Genomic DNA, 16,180 nt, shown 5'->3' on the forward strand with positions numbered 1-16,180 from the left:
CCACTGGAATGTCCGATCTGATATACGATGCGACATACAACATTAGCACGGACCTAGGGAGCAGCCATGCAGCGTTGCACCGGCTTCCGATTCCGAAGACTGTTGCTGGCGGCGGCCCTCGCCACCGGTGTGGCGGCCTGCGGCGCGCCCGGCGGCGACGGCGGCCAGGCGGCGGATCCCCAGGCCGTGCCCGAGAAGCCGGGCAAGCCGGTCGAGCTCAACATCCTCGACGTCGCCGGCAACCTGCAGCTCACCAAGCAGATGATCGAGAACTTCAAGGCCGCCCACCCGGAAGTGCTCGCGAAGGTCACCTATTCGACGGCACCCGCGCCGAGCATGGCGGGCAAGCTCAAGGCCGAGCAGGACGGCGGCGTTGCCCAGACCCACCTGGTGCTCAGCGGCACCGACGGCCTCTCCGCCGGCATCGCGAACGGCACCCTGGCGAAGGTGCTGCCGGACTTCTCGAGCCGGTTCCCGAACCTGATGCAGAACTACCTCGAACCCGCGGCGAAGATGCAGGAGCTGGCCAACGGCTACGGCGTCGAGGTCGTGTACTACCCGTCGGGTCCGCTGCTGGAGTTCAACCCCGGCGCGGTGCCCGCCGCCCCGGCGTCCCCGCAGGAGCTGCTCGACTGGGCGAAGGCGCACCCGGACAAGTTCCAGTACGCCCAGCCGTCGAACTCCGGCCCGGGCCGGACGTTCCTGATGGGCCTGCCGTACCTGCTCGGCGACAAGGACCCGAAGGACCCTGACAAGGGCTGGGACAAGACCTGGGCGTTCCTGCAGGAGCTCGGCAAGTACGTGAAGTACTACCCGTCCGGCACCACGGAGACGATGAAGAACCTGGCGTCGGGGTCGGTGGACATGATCATGTCCACCACGGGCTGGGACATCAACCCCCGCAAGCTCGGCACCGTGCCGAACACGGTCAAGACGGCGATCATGCAGCCGATGCACTGGGTCACCGACGCCCAGTACGCCCTGATCCCCAAGGGCCTCTCGCCCGACCAGGAGTCGGCGATCCTGCAGCTGGTCGCGTGGATGCTCAAGCCGGACCAGCAGGCGATCGCCTACGACGACGGGTACTTCTACCCCGGCCCGGCGGTCAAGGACGTCACCCTGCCGATGGCCCCGCAGAAGAGCCAGGACACCCTTCGGCAGTTCGGGCGCCCGGAGTACGACCAGTGGATCGCGCAGTACCCCAAGGAGACCTCGCTGCCTGCCGAGCAGCAGGTCAAGGCGTTCGACAAGTGGAACCAGCTGGTCGGCGGCTCGAAGGTCGGCAAGAAGTGACGTTCGAGCGGCTGCGGCTGGAAGGCGTCTCCCGCAGCTTCGGCACGGCGAACGCCCTGCGCGGCCTCGACCTCACCATCGCCCGCGGTGAGTTCGTGGCCCTGCTCGGCCCGTCCGGCTGCGGCAAGTCGACGGCGCTGAACTGCCTGGCCGGCCTGCTCCCCCTGACGGCGGGCAGCATCCGGCTCGACGACACCCGCATCGACGGCCGGCCGCCGGAGCAGCGCGGGTTCGGGATGGTGTTCCAGAACTACGCGCTGTTCCCGCACATGTCCGTCCGCGCCAACGTCGGCTTCGGCCTCAAGATGCACAAGGTGGCCCGCGCCGAGGCCCGCCGGCGCGTCGACGAGGCGCTCCGGCTGGTCCAGCTCACCGAGCACGCGGCGAAGTTCCCCGCGCAGCTTTCCGGCGGCCAGCAACAGCGCGTCGCCATCGCCCGCGCGGTCGTGCTTGAACCGCCGGTGGTGCTGATGGACGAGCCCTTGTCCAATTTGGACGCCAAGCTCCGCCTCGAGATGCGGATGGAGATCCGCCGCCTCCACCAGACGCTCGGCCTGACGACGGTGTACGTGACGCACGACCAGGAGGAGGCGTTGTCGCTGGCGGACCGCCTGGTGGTGCTGCGCGAGGGCGCGGTCCAGCAGATCGGTACGCCGGAGGAGGTGTACGCCCAGCCGGTGAACAGTTATGTGGCCTCCTTCATGGGGTATCGCAACCTCCTGGACGTGACGGTGACCTCGGCGGCGGCCTCGTCGGTCACCGTGGAGGCCGCGGGAGTTCGCCTCACCGGCCGTGGTTCCCTCACGGAGGGTCCGGCGAAGGCGGCGATCCGCCCGGAGGACTTCGTGGTCGGCGACGGCGCGGAGAACGCCCTCGAGGTGACGGTCGAGATCGTCGAGTACCACGGCCGCGAGCTCTCGGTCTCGGCCCGGCTGGCGACCGGTCTGCCGGTGTACTTCCGGACGGACAAGCGCCTCGCCCCGGGCGACACGGTGCAGATCGGCGTCCCGGCCGAGCGGGTCCTGGTGTTCGCGCCATGACGGCCGTCGCGACCGCTCGCCCGGCGTTGCGGCACCGGCTGGCCGAACGCGGCATCGACCGCACCCTGCTGCTCCTGGTGCCCGGCCTGCTGGTCACCTCCTGCCTGTTCCTGTACCCCTTCCTCTACGGCCTCCAACTGTCCTTCGCGCCCCGCAAGGGCAGCGTCTTCGCCAACTACGCGCGGTTCTTCGGCGACCCCTACCTGCGCGACACCATCTGGACGACGCTCGGCATCGCGCTGCCCGCCACCCTGATCAACGTGCTCGCCAGCATCCCGATCGCCTACGTCATGCGCGGCCGCGTGCACGGCAAGCGCCTCCTGACGACGATCCTCGTCGTGCCGATCACGCTCGGCACGGTGCTCACCGCGCAGGGCCTGATCATGTACGGCGGGCCGGCGGGCTGGCTGAACAAGGTGCTCACCGTCCTCGGCGTCACCGACCAGCCGCTCCCGCTGATCCACAACTACACGGGCGTGCTGCTCTCCCTGGTGATCACCGGCTTCCCGTTCTCCTTCCTGCTGACGTTGTCCTACCTCTCGGGCATCGACCCCTCCCTGGAGAAGGCGGCCGCGACGCTCGGCGCCAACGGCGTCCAGCGCTTCCGGCGGATCACCTTGCCCCTGCTGGCGCCCGGCCTGGCGATCACCTTCTGCCTCTCCTTCGTCATGGCGTTCTCGGTCTTCCCGAGCGCGCAGCTCGTCGGCGACCCGGCGAACGAGACCCGCGTCGTCTCGATCGCCGCTTACCACGCCGCCTTCGAGGAGTACGACTACTCGATGGGCTCGGCCGTCGCGATGCTCATGGCAGTGGTCATGCTCATCGTGATCGGCCTGGTCATGGCGTGGCGGGGCACCCTGTACCGCGGAGCGACCGGAGGCAAGGGATGACCGGTTGGGTCGCGCGTCCCGGACGTTGGGTCGTCTGGGCCGTCGTCGTGTTCTTCTTCGTCAACCTCGCGGGCGTGGTGCTCTCGGTGGTCGTCGACTCGTTCGGCACCCAGTGGTTCGGCACCTGGCTCCCGGACGGCTTCACCACCCACTGGTACGCCGACGCCTGGCGCGAGTTCGGCCTTTCGGACGTCCTCCTGACGACGGCGGTCGTCGCGCTGGTCGTCATCGCCGTCTCGGTGGCGGTCGGCGTCCCGGCCGCCTACGCGCTGGCCCGCCGCGCCTTTCCCGGCAAGCTCCTGGTGATGCTCCTGTTCGTGCTGCCGATCCTGATCCCTCCCATCACCTACGGCATCCCGCTCGCCACCGTGCTCTACAAGTTCCACCTGGCCGGCACGACCACCGGCGTCATCCTGGCCAACCTCGTGCCGTCGGTGCCGTTCGTCGTGCTGACGATGACGCCGTTCATCGAGCAGATCGACCCGAAGATCGAGGCCGCGGCCCGCATGTCCGGCGCGCGGACCGGCTCCGTGTTCACCCGCATCCTCGGCCCGCTGCTGCTGCCGGGCATCCTGGCCGCGTCGATCCTCGTGCTGGTGCGCACGGTGGGCATGTTCGAGCTGACGTTCCTCACCGCCGGCCCGGACTCGACGACCCTCGTGGTGGCGCTCTACAACTCCGTGTTCGCCGCCGGCATCCGCGCCAACCAGTCCGTCGACGCCATGGCGACCATCTACACCGCTTCCATGCTCGCGCTCCTCCTCATCGCGTTGCGGTTCGTGAACCCGACCCAGCTGGTGACCCGGATCCGCGAAGAGACCTGACCGGCTCGCTCACGTGTTCGACTCTACCGCGAAAAGTCGAACGCATGATCGACACGATCGAGCGAAACCGCAGGTCTTGCGCCTCCCCCGAGGGGAGCTGCCAAGCTGGCGGCATGCGGTATTCGATCGGCGAACTCGCCCACCGGACCGGGCTGACGGTCAAGGCTGTCCGTTTCTACTCGGATCGCGGCCTCGTGCCGCCGTCCGGGCGCAACACCGCGGGCCAGCGCCGTTACGACGACGCCGCGCTCGCCCGGCTCGACGTCATCCGGGTCCTCCGCGACCTCGGCGTCGACCTCGCCACGATCCGGCGCGTGATCGACGGCGAGACCACCGTCGCCGAGGTCGCGGCCGAGCACGCGGCGGCGGTGCAGGTGCAGATCGGCGTGCTGCGCCGGCGCAGTGCAGTGCTGAACGCCGTGGCGGACCGAGGCGCACGCCCCGAGGAGGCCGGCCTCGCGCACCAGCGGGCCCTGCTGTCCGAAGTGGAACGGCAGTGCCTGGTCGGCGACTTCCTCGCCGACGCCTTGGGTGATCGTCCCGAGCTGGCCGGGCTCGCCCGCACCCTGACCCCGGAGCTGCCCGAGGACCCCAGCCCCGAGCAGGCCGAGGCGTGGATCGAGCTGGCCGCCCTGATGCGGGACGCGGACTTCCGCGCCAACCTGCGCCGGCTCGCGGACGGTCACGAAGCCGGTTTGCGTCGAGACCTGGCGGCCGAGGTGCGGGACGCCGTCACCCCGGCCGTCGTGGCCGGGATCCTGCCGAAGTCGCCGGCGGCGAAGGCGATCGTCGACGGCCTGGGGCGTGATCCCGGAGAACTCCGGGACTGGCTCCACGCCGTCAACGACCCGCGTCGCGAGCGCTATCTGGAGCTATTGGGGGTGATCAACGGCTGGGCGGCACCGGAAAGCCTGGCTCCCACCTTCGACTGGCTGGCCGAGGTCATGGCAGCTTGACCGCCTCCCGGATCGAGGCCAGCGCGTCCTCTGCCGGTTGGGCGTCGAGACGGCGGCCGTCGCGCAACCGCACGGAGAGCTGACCCGCGGCGACCTCCTGCGGCCCGAGGACGGCCTGGTACGGCACCAGCCGCCCGTCCCGGATCCGCGCGCCGAGGCTGCCTTCCGAGGCGATCTCGGCTCGCAGACCGCCGCACCGGTCCAGGACTTCCCGCGCGTACGGCAACTGCGCGGCGGACACCGGCAGCAGCCGGAGCTGCACCGGCGCCAGCCAGGCCGGGAACGCGCCGCCGTGGACCTCGATCAGCTGGGCCACCGCGCGCTCGACGCTGCCGATGATGCTCCGGTGCACCATGACCGGCCGGTGCTTCGCGCCGTCGGCGCCGACGTACTCGAGGCCGAACTGCGCGGGCTGGTGGAAGTCGACCTGGACGGTGGACAGGGTCGATTCGCGGCCGGCGCCGTCGGCGATCTGGACGTCGATCTTCGGCCCGTAGAACGCCGCTTCGCCCTCGACGGCGTCGTACGGGAGGTCGCCGAGGACCGACCGGAGGATGGCCACGGCGGCGTCCCAGTTCCCGGACACGTACTTCCCGCCGGGACCGGGCAGGGAGAGCCGGTAGCGCGCCGGGTGGATGCCGAGCGCGTCGTAGGTCCGGCGGATCAGCGCCAGCGCGGCGGCGGCCTCGGCTTCGACCTGGTCGAGGGTGCAGAACACGTGCGCGTCGTTGAGCTGGATCGCCCGCACGCGGCTCAGGCCGCCGAGGACCCCGGACAGCTCACTGCGGTACATCCCGCCGATTTCGGCGAGCCGCAGCGGCAGCTCGCGGTAACTGCGGCCGCTCGAGCGGTAGATCAGCGCGTGGTGCGGGCACAGGCTGGGCCGCAGCACGAGCTGCTCGCCGCCGACGTCCATCGGCGGGTACATGTCGTCGCGGTAGAGCGACCAGTGGCCGGAAATCTCGTACAGCTCGCGTTTGCCCAGCACCGGCGAATGGACGTGCCGGTACCCGGCCCGCCGTTCGAGGTCCCGGACGTACTCCTCCAGGCCGTGGCGGACGATCGCGCCGTCGGGCAGCCAGTAGGGCAGGCCGGCGCCGATCAGCGGGTCGGTGCCGAACAGGCCGAGTTCGCGGCCGAGCTTGCGGTGGTCGTGCATGGTGGACTCCCTGTGGACGGCGGAGCGGGAGGCCACAAGACGAAGCCCGGGGCACCCGCCCCGGGCTCGAAACGTCGTTCAGCGCGCCGGGACACTCTCCGGCGTCGTCGTCTGTCCAGCGCGCTTCATGGAACCGACGGTAGCAGCGCCCGCCAGCCGTTTTCAGGCGTTGAGGAACAGCTCCAGCTGCTCGACGACGAACGCGTGGTCGTCGGCCTGCGGCAGCCCGGACACCCCGACCGTGCCGACCGGACCGACGCCGCGCACCAGCACCGGGAAGACGCCGCCGTGGGCCGCGTACAGGTCCAGGTCGAGGCGGGAGTGCTCCTCGAACGAGCCGCCCTTCGCGCGGAACCGCGTTCCGATCAGGAAGGAGCTGTGCCCGTAGCGGTCGACGACGCGGCTCTTGCGGTCGATCCAGGCGTCGTTGTCGGCCGACGTCCCGGGCAACGCGGCGTGGAAGAGCCGCTGGCCGTTGCGCCGGACCGAGATCGTCACCGGCAGCCCGCGTTCCCGGGCCGCCGTCAGCAGCTGCTGGCCGAGGGCGAGGGCGGTCTCGTTGTCGAACTTCGTGAACTGGAGGCGTTCCTCCTGCTCGGCGAGCTGGGCGAGGCGGTCGGTTTCGGTCATGGAAGTATTAAATCAACACTGTTGTGTAATCACCAGTGGTGAACTGGAGGTCCACCGCGTCCGTAGAACAGACGAGGAGGTGGGGCATGGGCCGGATCCGTCGTCGCACGGTGCTCGGCGGCGCGGCCGCGGCCACCGTCGCCGGCACGCTGCCGGTGGCCTGCGCCCCCGTGCCGCGGAAGGGCACGATCGACGACGTCCGCCACGTCGTCGTCCTCATGCAGGAAAACCGGTCGTTCGACCACTACTACGGCACGATGGCGGGCGTCCGCGGCTTCGGCGACCGCGCGGCCCTGCGGGACGTCTTCCGCCAGCGCGGCGACAAGGGCGGCCCGGTGCTGCCGTTCCGGATCGACACGTCCGTTGTGGACGGGCAGGACCTCGGCGAGCTGCCGCACGACTGGAACAGCACCCACCGCGCGTGGAACGGCGGCGCGTACGACCGCTGGATCGCGGCGAAAAGCCCCATGACGATGGGGTACTTCACGCGCGAAGACATCCCGTTCCAGCACGCGCTGGCGAGCGCGTTCACCCTGTGCGACAACTACTTCTGCTCCATCCAGGGCCCGACGCACCCGAACCGGCTCTACCACTGGACCGGCACGATCGACCCCGACGGCCTCGCCGGCGGCCCCGCGACGCACAACGCGCCGGACTACCAGCCCTCGTTCCGCTGGACGACGTACCCGGAGCGGCTCGAAGCGGCGGGCATCTCGTGGCGGGTCTACGCGAACGACGAGGAGCGCGGCGTCCCCGAGCACTTCGTCGGCGACTACGGCGACAACCCGCTCTGGCTGTTCCAGAACTTCCACGACGCGCTGTACTCGATGGACCCGCTGAAACGCCGGCTGGCCGAGCGCGCGAACCTCCGCAAGCAGTTCGCGCCCGACTCGGGCAAGGGCAAGGACCTCGACCACGTGCTGGCCGGCTTCCTCGCCGACTGCGCGGCCGGCACGCTGCCCGCCGTCTCGTGGGTCGTGGCGCCGTACGGCTACTGCGAGCACCCGGCGGCGCGGCCGGTCGACGGCGCCGCCTACGTCCAGCGCATGCTGAAGGCCCTGTGGGACGAGCCGGACCTGTGGGAATCGACCGTCGTCTTCGTCAACTACGACGAAAACGACGGGTTCTTCGACCACGTCGTCCCGCCGACCCCGCCGCCCGGCACGCCCGGCGAGTACCTGCCGGGCCACCGCCCGGAAAAGGGCAACGCATCAGGGCCGCCCGTCCCGATCGGACTGGGGCCGCGCGTGCCGATGACCGTCGTTTCGCCGTGGAGCCGCGGCGGCTGGGTGAACTCGCAGGTCTTCGACCACACGTCGGTGCTGCGGTTCCTCGAGACCTGGACCGGCGTGCGCGAGCCGAACATCTCGGCCTGGCGCCGGGCCATCTGCGGCGACCTGACCAGCTGTTTCGACTTCCGCGCCCCCGACACGACCATCCCGCTGCTGCCGGACGCCAACGCGTTGCGCGCCGAAGCCGACCGGACGCAGAGACGGCTGCCGAAGCCGGGGCTGGGGCCGGACGCGCTGGTGCAGGACCCCGGCACGGCGAAGGCGCGGCCGCTGCCGTACCAGCCGGTCGCGTGGGTCGCCGCCGAGCCGAACGTGCTGAAGCTGCACCTGGCCAACCACGGAACGCAAGCGCTGCAGCTGGCCGCGTACGCCTACCACGCAGGCGGGACGTCGCAGCGCTTCGACGTCGGCCCGAAGAGCGAGCTGACCGGCGAAGTCGCGCACGGCGGGACCTACGACGTCGCCATCCACGGCCCGAACGGGTTCGTCGTCGAGGCCTCCGGCGGCCTGGGGCTCGACGCCGTCGTCACGTTCGCCGGAACGCCCGCCCTGAGCGTCGAGGTGACCAACAGCGGGCCGTCACCGGTCACGCTGAACGACGTCACGCTCCCGCCGGGCAGCGCGCACGACTTCCCGGTGCCGACGCGCAACGGCTGGTACGACGTCACGTTCGAGGCGCCGGGGTGGCGTCGCCGCTTCGCCGGTCACCTCGAGGACGGGCGCCCGTCGCGGACCGGCCCCTGACGCAGGGCGTCGAGCGCGAAGGCCGCGAGCATCGCGACGCCGTGGGGCATCGCGCCCTCGTCGAAGAGCACCCGGTTGGAGTGGTTCGCGGCCGCTTCGGCCGGGTCCACCCCGGGCGGGCACGCGCCGAGGAACGCGTAGGCGCCGGGAACGCGTTGCAGCACGTACGAAAAGTCCTCGGCGCCCATCAGCGGGTCGGCGAGCAGCTCGACGTTGTCCGGCCCGAGCACCTCCGCGCCCAGCCGCAGCACCTCGGCCGCGATCCGGTCGTCGTTGACCGTCACCGGGTAGCCCGGTTCGACGTCGGCGACCACGCGGCAGCCGTAGGCCGCGCCGACCTGCTCGCACACCTTGGGCAGCTCGGCGCGGACCAGCGCGCGCGTGTGCTCCGACAGCGTGCGGATCGTGCCTTCGAGCTCGGCGGTCTCCGGGATGATGTTGGACGTCGTGCCGGCCTGGATCCGGGTCACCGAGAGCACCGCGGGGTCGAACACGCTGACCCGGCGCGTGATCATCGTGTGCAGCGCCCCGACCATGGCCGCGGCGGCCGGCACCGGGTCGATCGTGTGCTGCGGCGCCGAGCCGTGGCCGCCCTTGCCGGTGACGCGCACGTGGAACGAATCCGCCGACGCCATCAGCGGGCCGGGCCGCAGCTGCAGCAGCCCGCTGGGTGCGTTGGCGAGGATGTGCACGCCGAACGCGCGCTCGACCCGCGTGCCCGCCGCGTCGAGGACGCCCTCGTGGATCATGAACCGGGCACCGTGGTGCCCCTCCTCGCCGGGCTGGAACATGAACACGACCGACCCTGCCAGCCGGTCCCGGCGCTCGGCGAGCAGCCGCGCGGCCGAAGCCAGCATCGCCACGTGCGTGTCGTGCCCGCACGCGTGCATCGACTCCGGGTCCTCCGACGCGAAGTCGAGGCCGGTCTCCTCGGTCAGCGGCAGCGCGTCCATGTCGCCGCGCAGCAGCACCGCGGGGCCGGGCTGCCCGCCACGCAGGACGGCCGTCAGCGACGTCGTGGCCTTGCCTTCGGTGATCTCCAGCGGCAGGCCGTCGAGGGCCTCCCGGATCGCCGCCTGCGTGCGCGGCAGGTGGAGGCCCTGTTCCGGGTGGCGGTGCACCGCCCGCCGGAGGGCGACCGTGCGGCCTTGCAGCGCCCGCGCGTCGTCGAGGAGCCCGGCGAACGGCGTGCCGGGCAAGGTGGGCAGGTCAGTGGGGCCGGTCATGGTCCCGATAGTGCCCCATGCGGCGGTTCGGGCGCACCGTGCGTGCGCCGGATCGACGGGCGGAATACGGTGTGCGCATGGCGGTGGATGAGCCGGTCACGGGCTTCGCGGTGGCTGTGGTCCGGGAAGACGGTCGGTGGCGGTGCAGTGCGCTCGACCCGGGGGCGCTGACCGAGCTGGACGCAGCGATCACTGAACTGGGCAAACTACGCTCCACCGGCGCGAGCTTCGGGCTGCTGGCGGTCGACGACGAGTTCTTCGTCATCGTCCGGCCGAGCCCGCGGGGGCCGTCGTTGCTGCTCTCGGACGCGGCGGCGGCGCTGGACTACGACATCGCCGCGGACGTCCTCGACGTCCTGCGCGTCGACCCGCCGGACGAGGAGGACGACGCCGTCTGGCCCGAAGGCGACCTGGAGATCCTGGCGGATCTCGGGCTGCCCGGGCCGGAGCTGGAGGTCATCGTCGGCGAGGTCGACCTGTACCCGGACGAGCAGCTGCAGATGGTGGCGCAGCGCTGCGGGTTCGGCAGCGAGTTCGCCAAGCTCCTGGACGAGCTCTGAGACGCCCGTCCGACACCGAGGCCGTGGAGGCGGCGCTGGAGGCGGCGCGCGCGCCCGGCGCGGACGTGCCGATCGGCGCGGTGGTGTTCGGCCCGGACGGCGTCCCGCTGGCCGCGGCCCGCAACGCCCGCACGGAACTGGGCGACCCGACAGCGCACGCGGAGATCCTCGCCCTGCGCGCGGCGGCCCGCGTGGTGGGCGACGGCTGGCGGCTCGAAGGCTGCACGCTGGCGGTGACGCTGGAGCCGTGCACGATGTGCGCGGGCGCGCTGGTCCTGGCCCGCATCGCGCGGCTGGTGTTCGGCGCGTGGGAGCCGAAGACGGGCGCGGTGGGGTCCCTGTGGGACGTGGTCCGCGACCGGCGGCTCAACCACCGCCCGGAGGTCCACGGCGGCGTCCTGGTGGACGACTGCGCGGCGGTCCTGGAGACGTACTTCGCCACCCGCCGCTGACCTGCTCGAAGCAGTGACGGCGACCCCTGCTTCGGGGCGCCGGAGGGTTCCGGTATTGTTCTTCGCGGTGGCGTGTCCGAGCGGCCGAAGGAGCACGACTCGAAATCGTGTGACGGCTAATCCCCGTCCGTGGGTTCAAATCCCACCGCCACCGCTCGCGAGTGGGCGAGGTATGTCGACGGAAAGCGTCGACGTACCTCGCTCGCCGTGTTTCTGGGGGTGCAACCCCCAGACCCCGCCCGGAGGGCTTCGCCCCCGGACCCCCGACAGTGGTCACCTCGGCGGGGTGCCGGGTTCGAAGGCATTCCCGTACTTCCGCTCATCCGGAAACCCCCGGTCAGCCCAGCTGGCCGGGGTTTCCGGCGTTGGACGCCGTTCGCTTGACTTGAAGGGCTCTTGAGGTGTGAGCGTGGTCGGCACAAGCTGATCACCAGGAGTGCACCATGACCGTTCTCGTCACCGGGGCCACCGGCCACACCGGACGGCACGTCGTCGCCGGCCTGCAGGCGGCCGGCGTCCGCCCGAGAGTCCTCGTCCGGGACCGGGCCAAAGCGCCGGACGGCGTCGACGTCGTCCAGGGCGATATCACCGACACCGCTGAAGCCGCCGGAGGGGTCGATGCCGTCTACCTCCTCTGGCCCTTCGTCACCTCCGACGGTATCGAGAAGGCTCTGAAACCCTTCGAAGGCAAGAAGATCGTCTACCTCTCCGCCATGTCGGCCGAACACGGCGGCGTCTGGGGAGACGTCGAAGCCGCCGTGCGGAAGGTCACCGGCGACTGGACCTTCCTCCGCGTCACCGGCCTCGCCACCAACGCCCTCGCCTGGGCGGAGAAAGCCCGGACCGGCGTCGTCCGGGCACCCTACGGGCAGGCGAAGCGGTCGGTCGTCCACGAGCGTGACGTCGCCGACGTGGCCGTCAAGGCGCTCACCGGAGACCACAAAGGACAGAGCTACCTCGTCACCGGTCCGGAACCCGTGGCGCAGGCGGAACAAGCGCGGCTCATCGGGGACGCGCTCGGCAGGCCCGTCACGTGGGAAGAACAGCCGCCGGAAGAGGCGAAAGCGCAGATGAGCGCCTACCTGGGTGCGGAATTCGCGGCCGCGGCCGTGGATTATTGGGCGTCGCTCGTCGAGGCGCCGGAACCCGTGTCACCGGACGTCGCCCGCGTCACCGGGCATCCCGCGCGGCCCTTCGCGGAGTGGGCCCGCGAGCACTTCAGCTAAGTTCGACCGCGGGGGTCGTCAACGGTTCCAGTTCGGCCACCAGCGACGACAGGGAGGCGGTCTTCGCGGACACGGCCCGGACCACCGCCGTGCACGCGGCGCCGACCTCGCTCACCACCTCGGCCGAGCGGTCGCCCGCCAGCACCGCCGACACCGGGTCCGCCGCGGCCGCGGCGAGGGCGCAGACCTCCGCGGCCGCGGCTTCCGCCAGTTCGTCCAGCCGGTCGGCGATGCGGGCTCCCAGCGCCGCCGTCGCCGCGGCCGCGCGGGCCGCCGCGGCGTACTGACTGTCCACTGTGTCCGCCCAGGTGCCGAAAGTCTCCGCGCTGCCGCCGTTTTCGGCGCGCTCGACGCCGGCGCGGAACTCCGTCTGCGCCGAAGTCACCCCGAGCGCTCCGGTGTCGACCGCTGAGGCGGACGTGCGGATCGACGCCGGGGAGCAGTCGAGGTGCCGCAGGGCCGCCACCGGGTCGGGGACGCCGAGCCGGCCGGCCGCCGCGCGCAACGAGGACAGCTGCGCCGCGGCCGACGACAGTGCCGGGTGCTCGAAGACCTCAGCGGTCACGGTGCCACCGCTAACCGCCCCCGGAACCCGGTGCTCCGGGTGCTCACCGCGGCCATGCGCAGCCGGCCCGCCAGGTCGGACGTCGCGTCGCCGAGGACGCGCGCGTCCGCCTCGCGCGCCGCCAGCGCCGCCGTCCAGCGCGCCGCGAGTTCGCGTGCCTGCGGCGAGATGCCGAACGGCGTCGAGTCGACGCGGGCTTCCGCGAACCGCCCCGCCGCTTTGTCATCGGCGGCGGCCGCCTGGTCAAGCAGGTCGGCTCCGGCACGGAGCCGGTCGGAACTCTTCGGGGGGTTCCGGGTGGCGAAGCCCCCGGCCCCGGGGCGAAGCTCCGGGTTGTCACTGCCGATCCGCGAGCCTCTGCCTTCCGGCATGGGGGACCTCCGTCGTCAAGGGCGCTCACCCGATCGGGGAAGATCTTGCCTCATGCTCCCGAACCGCCCGCATCGCGGTGACCTGCGGCGTTGGCGGCGTTCCACCAAGTGGACGGCTTGACCGCGCATCGGGAAGAAAGCGACCATGGACACATGCCCGCCACCTCGGAAAGCACGCCGATCCGGGCCTTCGCGCGGTCGATCGGGGAGGGCGTCGTGGAGCTCCTGCTGCGCCGCGGCCGCCTGGGTTCGCCGCCCGCCTGAGGCGAACCCGGCGTCCCGATTCCCGAAAACCCTTGGAGCACAACCATGTCCGTAGATCTGCCTGCCCGGATTCAGCTGCGCGAGGCCGTTGCGCCCGCGGATGGCATCGTCGAAGGCCCCCGGATCCTCCGGGAACCGCAGCGGAAGCAGCACGAGCTGTTCACCCTCCGCCCGCTGGGCCGGGTGATCGGCGCGGAGGTCGACGGCGTCGACCTGGGCGCGCCGGTGGGCGCTGACCTGCGCGAAGAGCTCAACCACGCCCTGCTCGAGTGGAAGGTCCTCTTCTTCCGCGACCAGCGGATCACCTCGGCGCAGCAGCGGGCCTTCGCCGCGAACTGGGGCGAGCTGGAGACGAACCCGTTCATCCCGAAGGGCGACGACGACGCCGTCACGCGCTTCGAGCGCACCGCGGCCATGCCCGGTTACGAGAACATCTGGCACACCGACGTCACGTGGCGGCCCGACCCGGCGCTCGGCTCGGTGCTGCGGCTGATCGAGGTGCCGCCCGTCGGCGGCGACACGATATGGGCCGACATGGCCGCCGCCTACGACAACCTGCCCGAAGACGTCCGCGCCCGCATCGACGGGCTCACCGCGGTGCACGACTACCTCCCCGGCTTCGACCGGTTCTCCGATCCCGCGCTGCTGGCGCGCTGGCAGGACCGCTTCCCGCCGGTGGTGCACCCGGTGGTCCGGACGCACCCGGAGACCGGACGGCGCACCCTCTTCGTCAACCAGGCGTTCACCACGCACGTCGTCGGACTGGACCGGGCCGAGAGCGACCGGCTGCTGCGGTACCTGTTCCTGCAGGCTCACACGCCCGAATTCCAGGTCCGGTTCAGCTGGCGGCCGGATTCGGTCGCGTTCTGGGACAACCGCGCGACCCAGCACTACGCGGTCAACGACTACCACCCGCACGTCCGGATCGCCGAGCGCGTCGCCATCGCGGGCGACCGGCCGTTCTGAGCTCTAGCCTGGGGTCATGACCGATGAACCCCGGGCAGTGGTGACCGGTTTCCTCCAGGCCCTCGAAGCCCTCGACGTCGACCGCGCGCTGACGTTCGTGGCGAGCGACATCGTGTACCAGAACGTGCCGTTGCCGCCCGCCCGCGGCGTCGCGGCGGTCGAGAAGCAGCTGCGCGTCATGGCCAAGTACGGCTCCGGGTTCGAGGCGCGGACCCACCACATCGCCGTGGACGGCAACGTCGTGCTCACCGAACGCACCGACGTGCTGCGCCGCGGCGCGTGGGAAGCGGAGTTCTGGGTGTGCGGCACGTTCGAGGTCGAGGCGGGCCGCATCGTGCTCTGGCGCGACTACTTCGACTGGACGACGGTGCTGGCGGCGAGCGCGAAGGGCGCCGGGCGGGTGGCGCTGGCCGGCGCGCGGACGCTGCTCGGCCGGTACAGGTCGCGGCAGGCGGTGCGCTAGACCCGGTGCTCGCCGCGGTCGTGGTCCCGAAGGTCCACGACCGCGGCTATCCCCAGCACCAGCACGAACACGCAGCTGAGAACAATCAGCCCCCACATGATCGTTCTCCCTCCCCCCGTGTCGTGCCGACAGCGAGCTGTCGGGGAGTGGTCTCTGCCACTTTTCCGGCGGCTCACGCAGACCGTACCGCCGCTTCACGCAGGTTGTTCCGGCCCTTGACCTTCATTTAAGGCAGATGCGCCGGATGGGTGACAGGGTCGTGTCCGGCTGTCACAGAACCGGCGCGATCCGTTACGCGCCAACGGCTATCGATGCGATTCCGCTCTGGACGGTCACCTTCGCCGACCGCGCGGCGGAGACCTCCGCGACGTAGCGCAGCACCACGTCGGCCTCGTCCCCGGCGAGGGGCTCGCACTCGCCGTCCGCGTTCCGCCGCACCGGGATGAGCTCGAGCCGCGGCTCGTCGCCGAGCATGCACCCGGCCAGGAGGCCGTCCGGGCGGTCGGAGACGAGGTTGCCGAGCCCGTAGAGGATCGGACGGCCGCGGTACACCTCGACGGCCTGGATGGTGTGCGACCCGTGCCCGGCGACCAGGTCGGCGCCGGCGTCGATCGCCGCGCGGCCGTAGGTGACCTGGTACTCGGTGAGCTCGGCCCCCGGCAGGCCCCAGTGCATCGAGACGACGACGTGGTCATGGGCGCCCTTGGCCCGCTGGATGTCGGCGACGAGCCGGTCGAGGTGCTCGGGAACCGGCGCCGTCCGGACGAGCGGCGGACGGCCCGGGATCTCCCCGACGCGGGGATCGGGCTGGTAAGCCGTAGTCGCAAACGCTTGCGCGACGCCCGGAGCGTCCGGCTGCGCGACCTGGGCGGGCGAGCGGAGCGAGGTGTACGCGAGGAAGGCGACCTGCCCGCCGGACCGCTCGAGGACCGCTGGCGCGTGCGCGGCGTCGAGGTCGGCACCCGCGCCGCAGTGCGCGATCCCGGCGTGGTCGAGCACGCCGAGGGTCGCCATCGCGGCGGCCGGGGGCTGGGGCGCGTCGTTGGCGATCGCGACGACGTCGATGCCGGTCGACTGCAGTGCTCCGGCCGCCGCCGCGTCGATCGGTCCCTCGAGGTTCGCGAAGCGGACGTCGGCGCCTTCGAGCAGCGGGTTCAGCCGGGCGAACGCGGCCGGGAGGAGGGTGCGGGCGGGCACGGTGACGTCTCCGCCGAGGACGAGCGTGATCACGAAACCTGCTCTGCCGAGTGAGTGACGAC

The 16,180-nt window shown here is 71.4% G+C and carries 17 protein-coding genes and 1 tRNA gene; 12 read left to right on the forward strand and 6 right to left on the reverse strand.

The annotated features are described in order from the left end of the window. Window positions 1-66 precede the first annotated feature (66 nt). The 5 genes from ACLJPY_RS38070 to ACLJPY_RS38090 all read left to right on the forward strand — a co-directional run bounded on the left by ACLJPY_RS38070 (window position 67) and on the right by ACLJPY_RS38090 (window position 5,003). Window positions 67-1,293, forward strand: a complete 1,227-nt coding sequence (locus ACLJPY_RS38070) for an extracellular solute-binding protein (RefSeq protein ID WP_410595844.1) — start codon at window positions 67-69, stop codon at window positions 1,291-1,293. After that, window positions 1,290-2,333, forward strand: a complete 1,044-nt coding sequence (locus tag ACLJPY_RS38075) for an ABC transporter ATP-binding protein (protein ID WP_410595845.1) — start codon at window positions 1,290-1,292, stop codon at window positions 2,331-2,333. The genes ACLJPY_RS38070 and ACLJPY_RS38075 overlap by 4 nt, the downstream gene beginning before the upstream one ends. Then, entirely contained in the window at window positions 2,330-3,223 is an 894-nt protein-coding gene (locus ACLJPY_RS38080) for an ABC transporter permease (RefSeq protein WP_410595846.1), read from the forward strand. The genes ACLJPY_RS38075 and ACLJPY_RS38080 overlap by 4 nt, the downstream gene beginning before the upstream one ends. Next, a complete protein-coding gene (locus tag ACLJPY_RS38085; RefSeq protein ID WP_410595847.1) occupies window positions 3,220-4,047 on the forward strand; it encodes an ABC transporter permease in 828 nt (275 codons plus the stop codon). Before ACLJPY_RS38080 ends, ACLJPY_RS38085 begins: the two co-directional genes overlap by 4 nt. A gap of 113 nt (window positions 4,048-4,160) precedes the next feature. After that, window positions 4,161-5,003 (forward strand): MerR family transcriptional regulator, encoded by an 843-nt coding sequence (locus ACLJPY_RS38090; protein WP_410595848.1) that lies wholly within the window; start codon window positions 4,161-4,163, stop codon window positions 5,001-5,003. On the opposite strand, the gene thrS is transcribed toward ACLJPY_RS38090, so the two are convergent. Then, window positions 4,990-6,198 (reverse strand): threonine--tRNA ligase, encoded by a 1,209-nt coding sequence (gene thrS / locus ACLJPY_RS38095; protein WP_410595849.1) that lies wholly within the window; start codon window positions 6,196-6,198, stop codon window positions 4,990-4,992. The genes ACLJPY_RS38090 and thrS overlap by 14 nt on opposite strands. Before the next feature lie 126 nt (window positions 6,199-6,324). Beyond that, a complete protein-coding gene (locus ACLJPY_RS38100) occupies window positions 6,325-6,792 on the reverse strand; it encodes a heme-degrading domain-containing protein (protein WP_410595850.1) in 468 nt (155 codons plus the stop codon). A gap of 86 nt (window positions 6,793-6,878) precedes the next feature. Between ACLJPY_RS38100 and ACLJPY_RS38105 the strand changes: the two genes are divergently transcribed. Beyond that, entirely contained in the window at window positions 6,879-8,828 is a 1,950-nt protein-coding gene (locus ACLJPY_RS38105) for a phosphocholine-specific phospholipase C (RefSeq protein WP_410595851.1), read from the forward strand. Here the strand turns inward: ACLJPY_RS38105 and ACLJPY_RS38110 are convergent. Continuing rightward, complete coding sequence (locus ACLJPY_RS38110; protein ID WP_410595852.1) at window positions 8,789-10,054, reverse strand: M20 metallopeptidase family protein; 1,266 nt, start codon at window positions 10,052-10,054, stop codon at window positions 8,789-8,791. The two genes, ACLJPY_RS38105 and ACLJPY_RS38110, sit on opposite strands and share 40 nt — an antisense overlap. Before the next feature lie 77 nt (window positions 10,055-10,131). On the opposite strand from ACLJPY_RS38110, the gene ACLJPY_RS38115 reads away from it, so the two are divergent. The 4 genes from ACLJPY_RS38115 (at window position 10,132) to ACLJPY_RS38130 (ending at window position 12,292) form a co-directional block, all read left to right on the forward strand. Then, a complete protein-coding gene (locus tag ACLJPY_RS38115; RefSeq protein ID WP_410563516.1) occupies window positions 10,132-10,614 on the forward strand; it encodes a tRNA adenosine deaminase-associated protein in 483 nt (160 codons plus the stop codon). Window positions 10,615-10,637: 23 nt separating this feature from the next. Further along, window positions 10,638-11,066, forward strand: a complete 429-nt coding sequence (locus ACLJPY_RS38120; RefSeq protein WP_410595853.1) for a nucleoside deaminase — start codon at window positions 10,638-10,640, stop codon at window positions 11,064-11,066. A gap of 66 nt (window positions 11,067-11,132) precedes the next feature. Continuing rightward, window positions 11,133-11,220 (forward strand) — tRNA-Ser (locus ACLJPY_RS38125). Between the two features lie 289 nt (window positions 11,221-11,509). Beyond that, window positions 11,510-12,292: an NAD(P)H-binding protein gene (locus tag ACLJPY_RS38130; protein WP_410595854.1), complete on the forward strand. Its 783-nt coding sequence runs from the start codon at window positions 11,510-11,512 to the stop codon at window positions 12,290-12,292. Here the strand turns inward: ACLJPY_RS38130 and ACLJPY_RS38135 are convergent. Together ACLJPY_RS38135 and ACLJPY_RS38140 are read right to left on the reverse strand one after the other, a co-directional pair. After that, window positions 12,285-12,857 (reverse strand): hypothetical protein, encoded by a 573-nt coding sequence (locus ACLJPY_RS38135; RefSeq protein WP_410595855.1) that lies wholly within the window; start codon window positions 12,855-12,857, stop codon window positions 12,285-12,287. The genes ACLJPY_RS38130 and ACLJPY_RS38135 overlap by 8 nt on opposite strands. Continuing rightward, complete coding sequence (locus ACLJPY_RS38140) at window positions 12,854-13,228, reverse strand: hypothetical protein (protein ID WP_410595856.1); 375 nt, start codon at window positions 13,226-13,228, stop codon at window positions 12,854-12,856. The genes ACLJPY_RS38135 and ACLJPY_RS38140 overlap by 4 nt, the downstream gene beginning before the upstream one ends. A 309-nt stretch (window positions 13,229-13,537) precedes the next feature. Between ACLJPY_RS38140 and ACLJPY_RS38145 the strand changes: the two genes are divergently transcribed. Then, window positions 13,538-14,458, forward strand: coding sequence for a TauD/TfdA dioxygenase family protein (locus tag ACLJPY_RS38145; protein ID WP_410595857.1), 921 nt, complete (start codon window positions 13,538-13,540; stop codon window positions 14,456-14,458). Between the two features lie 16 nt (window positions 14,459-14,474). Then, window positions 14,475-14,921 (forward strand): limonene-1,2-epoxide hydrolase family protein, encoded by a 447-nt coding sequence (locus tag ACLJPY_RS38150; protein WP_410595858.1) that lies wholly within the window; start codon window positions 14,475-14,477, stop codon window positions 14,919-14,921. Window positions 14,922-15,212: 291 nt separating this feature from the next. Here ACLJPY_RS38150 and ACLJPY_RS38155 read toward each other — a convergent pair whose 3' ends face one another. Continuing rightward, window positions 15,213-16,151 carry a CapA family protein gene (locus ACLJPY_RS38155; protein WP_410595859.1) on the reverse strand — a complete coding sequence of 313 codons (939 nt, stop codon included), beginning with the start codon at window positions 16,149-16,151 and terminating at the stop codon, window positions 15,213-15,215. Window positions 16,152-16,180: the final 29 nt, after the last annotated feature.

Origin of the sequence: Amycolatopsis sp. lyj-23 (genome assembly GCF_046549135.1) — a bacterium.
GTDB lineage: Bacteria > Actinomycetota > Actinomycetes > Mycobacteriales > Pseudonocardiaceae > Amycolatopsis.

What these genes read in the sequence shown, in the direction of transcription:
- ACLJPY_RS38145 (WP_410595857.1), top strand. Translation starts at nt 13,538, where the DNA reads ATGTCCGTAGATCTGCCTGCCCGGATTCAGCTGCGCGAGGCCGTTGCG.
- ACLJPY_RS38115 (WP_410563516.1), top strand. Translation starts at nt 10,132, where the DNA reads ATGGCGGTGGATGAGCCGGTCACGGGCTTCGCGGTGGCTGTGGTCCGG.
- ACLJPY_RS38085 (WP_410595847.1), top strand. Translation starts at nt 3,220, where the DNA reads ATGACCGGTTGGGTCGCGCGTCCCGGACGTTGGGTCGTCTGGGCCGTC.
- ACLJPY_RS38070 (WP_410595844.1), top strand. Translation starts at nt 67, where the DNA reads ATGCAGCGTTGCACCGGCTTCCGATTCCGAAGACTGTTGCTGGCGGCG.
- ACLJPY_RS38100 (WP_410595850.1), bottom strand. Translation starts at nt 6,792, where the DNA reads ATGACCGAAACCGACCGCCTCGCCCAGCTCGCCGAGCAGGAGGAACGC.
- ACLJPY_RS38080 (WP_410595846.1), top strand. Translation starts at nt 2,330, where the DNA reads ATGACGGCCGTCGCGACCGCTCGCCCGGCGTTGCGGCACCGGCTGGCC.
- ACLJPY_RS38150 (WP_410595858.1), top strand. Translation starts at nt 14,475, where the DNA reads ATGACCGATGAACCCCGGGCAGTGGTGACCGGTTTCCTCCAGGCCCTC.
- ACLJPY_RS38105 (WP_410595851.1), top strand. Translation starts at nt 6,879, where the DNA reads ATGGGCCGGATCCGTCGTCGCACGGTGCTCGGCGGCGCGGCCGCGGCC.
- ACLJPY_RS38110 (WP_410595852.1), bottom strand. Translation starts at nt 10,054, where the DNA reads ATGACCGGCCCCACTGACCTGCCCACCTTGCCCGGCACGCCGTTCGCC.
- ACLJPY_RS38130 (WP_410595854.1), top strand. Translation starts at nt 11,510, where the DNA reads ATGACCGTTCTCGTCACCGGGGCCACCGGCCACACCGGACGGCACGTC.
- ACLJPY_RS38140 (WP_410595856.1), bottom strand. Translation starts at nt 13,228, where the DNA reads ATGCCGGAAGGCAGAGGCTCGCGGATCGGCAGTGACAACCCGGAGCTT.
- ACLJPY_RS38090 (WP_410595848.1), top strand. Translation starts at nt 4,161, where the DNA reads ATGCGGTATTCGATCGGCGAACTCGCCCACCGGACCGGGCTGACGGTC.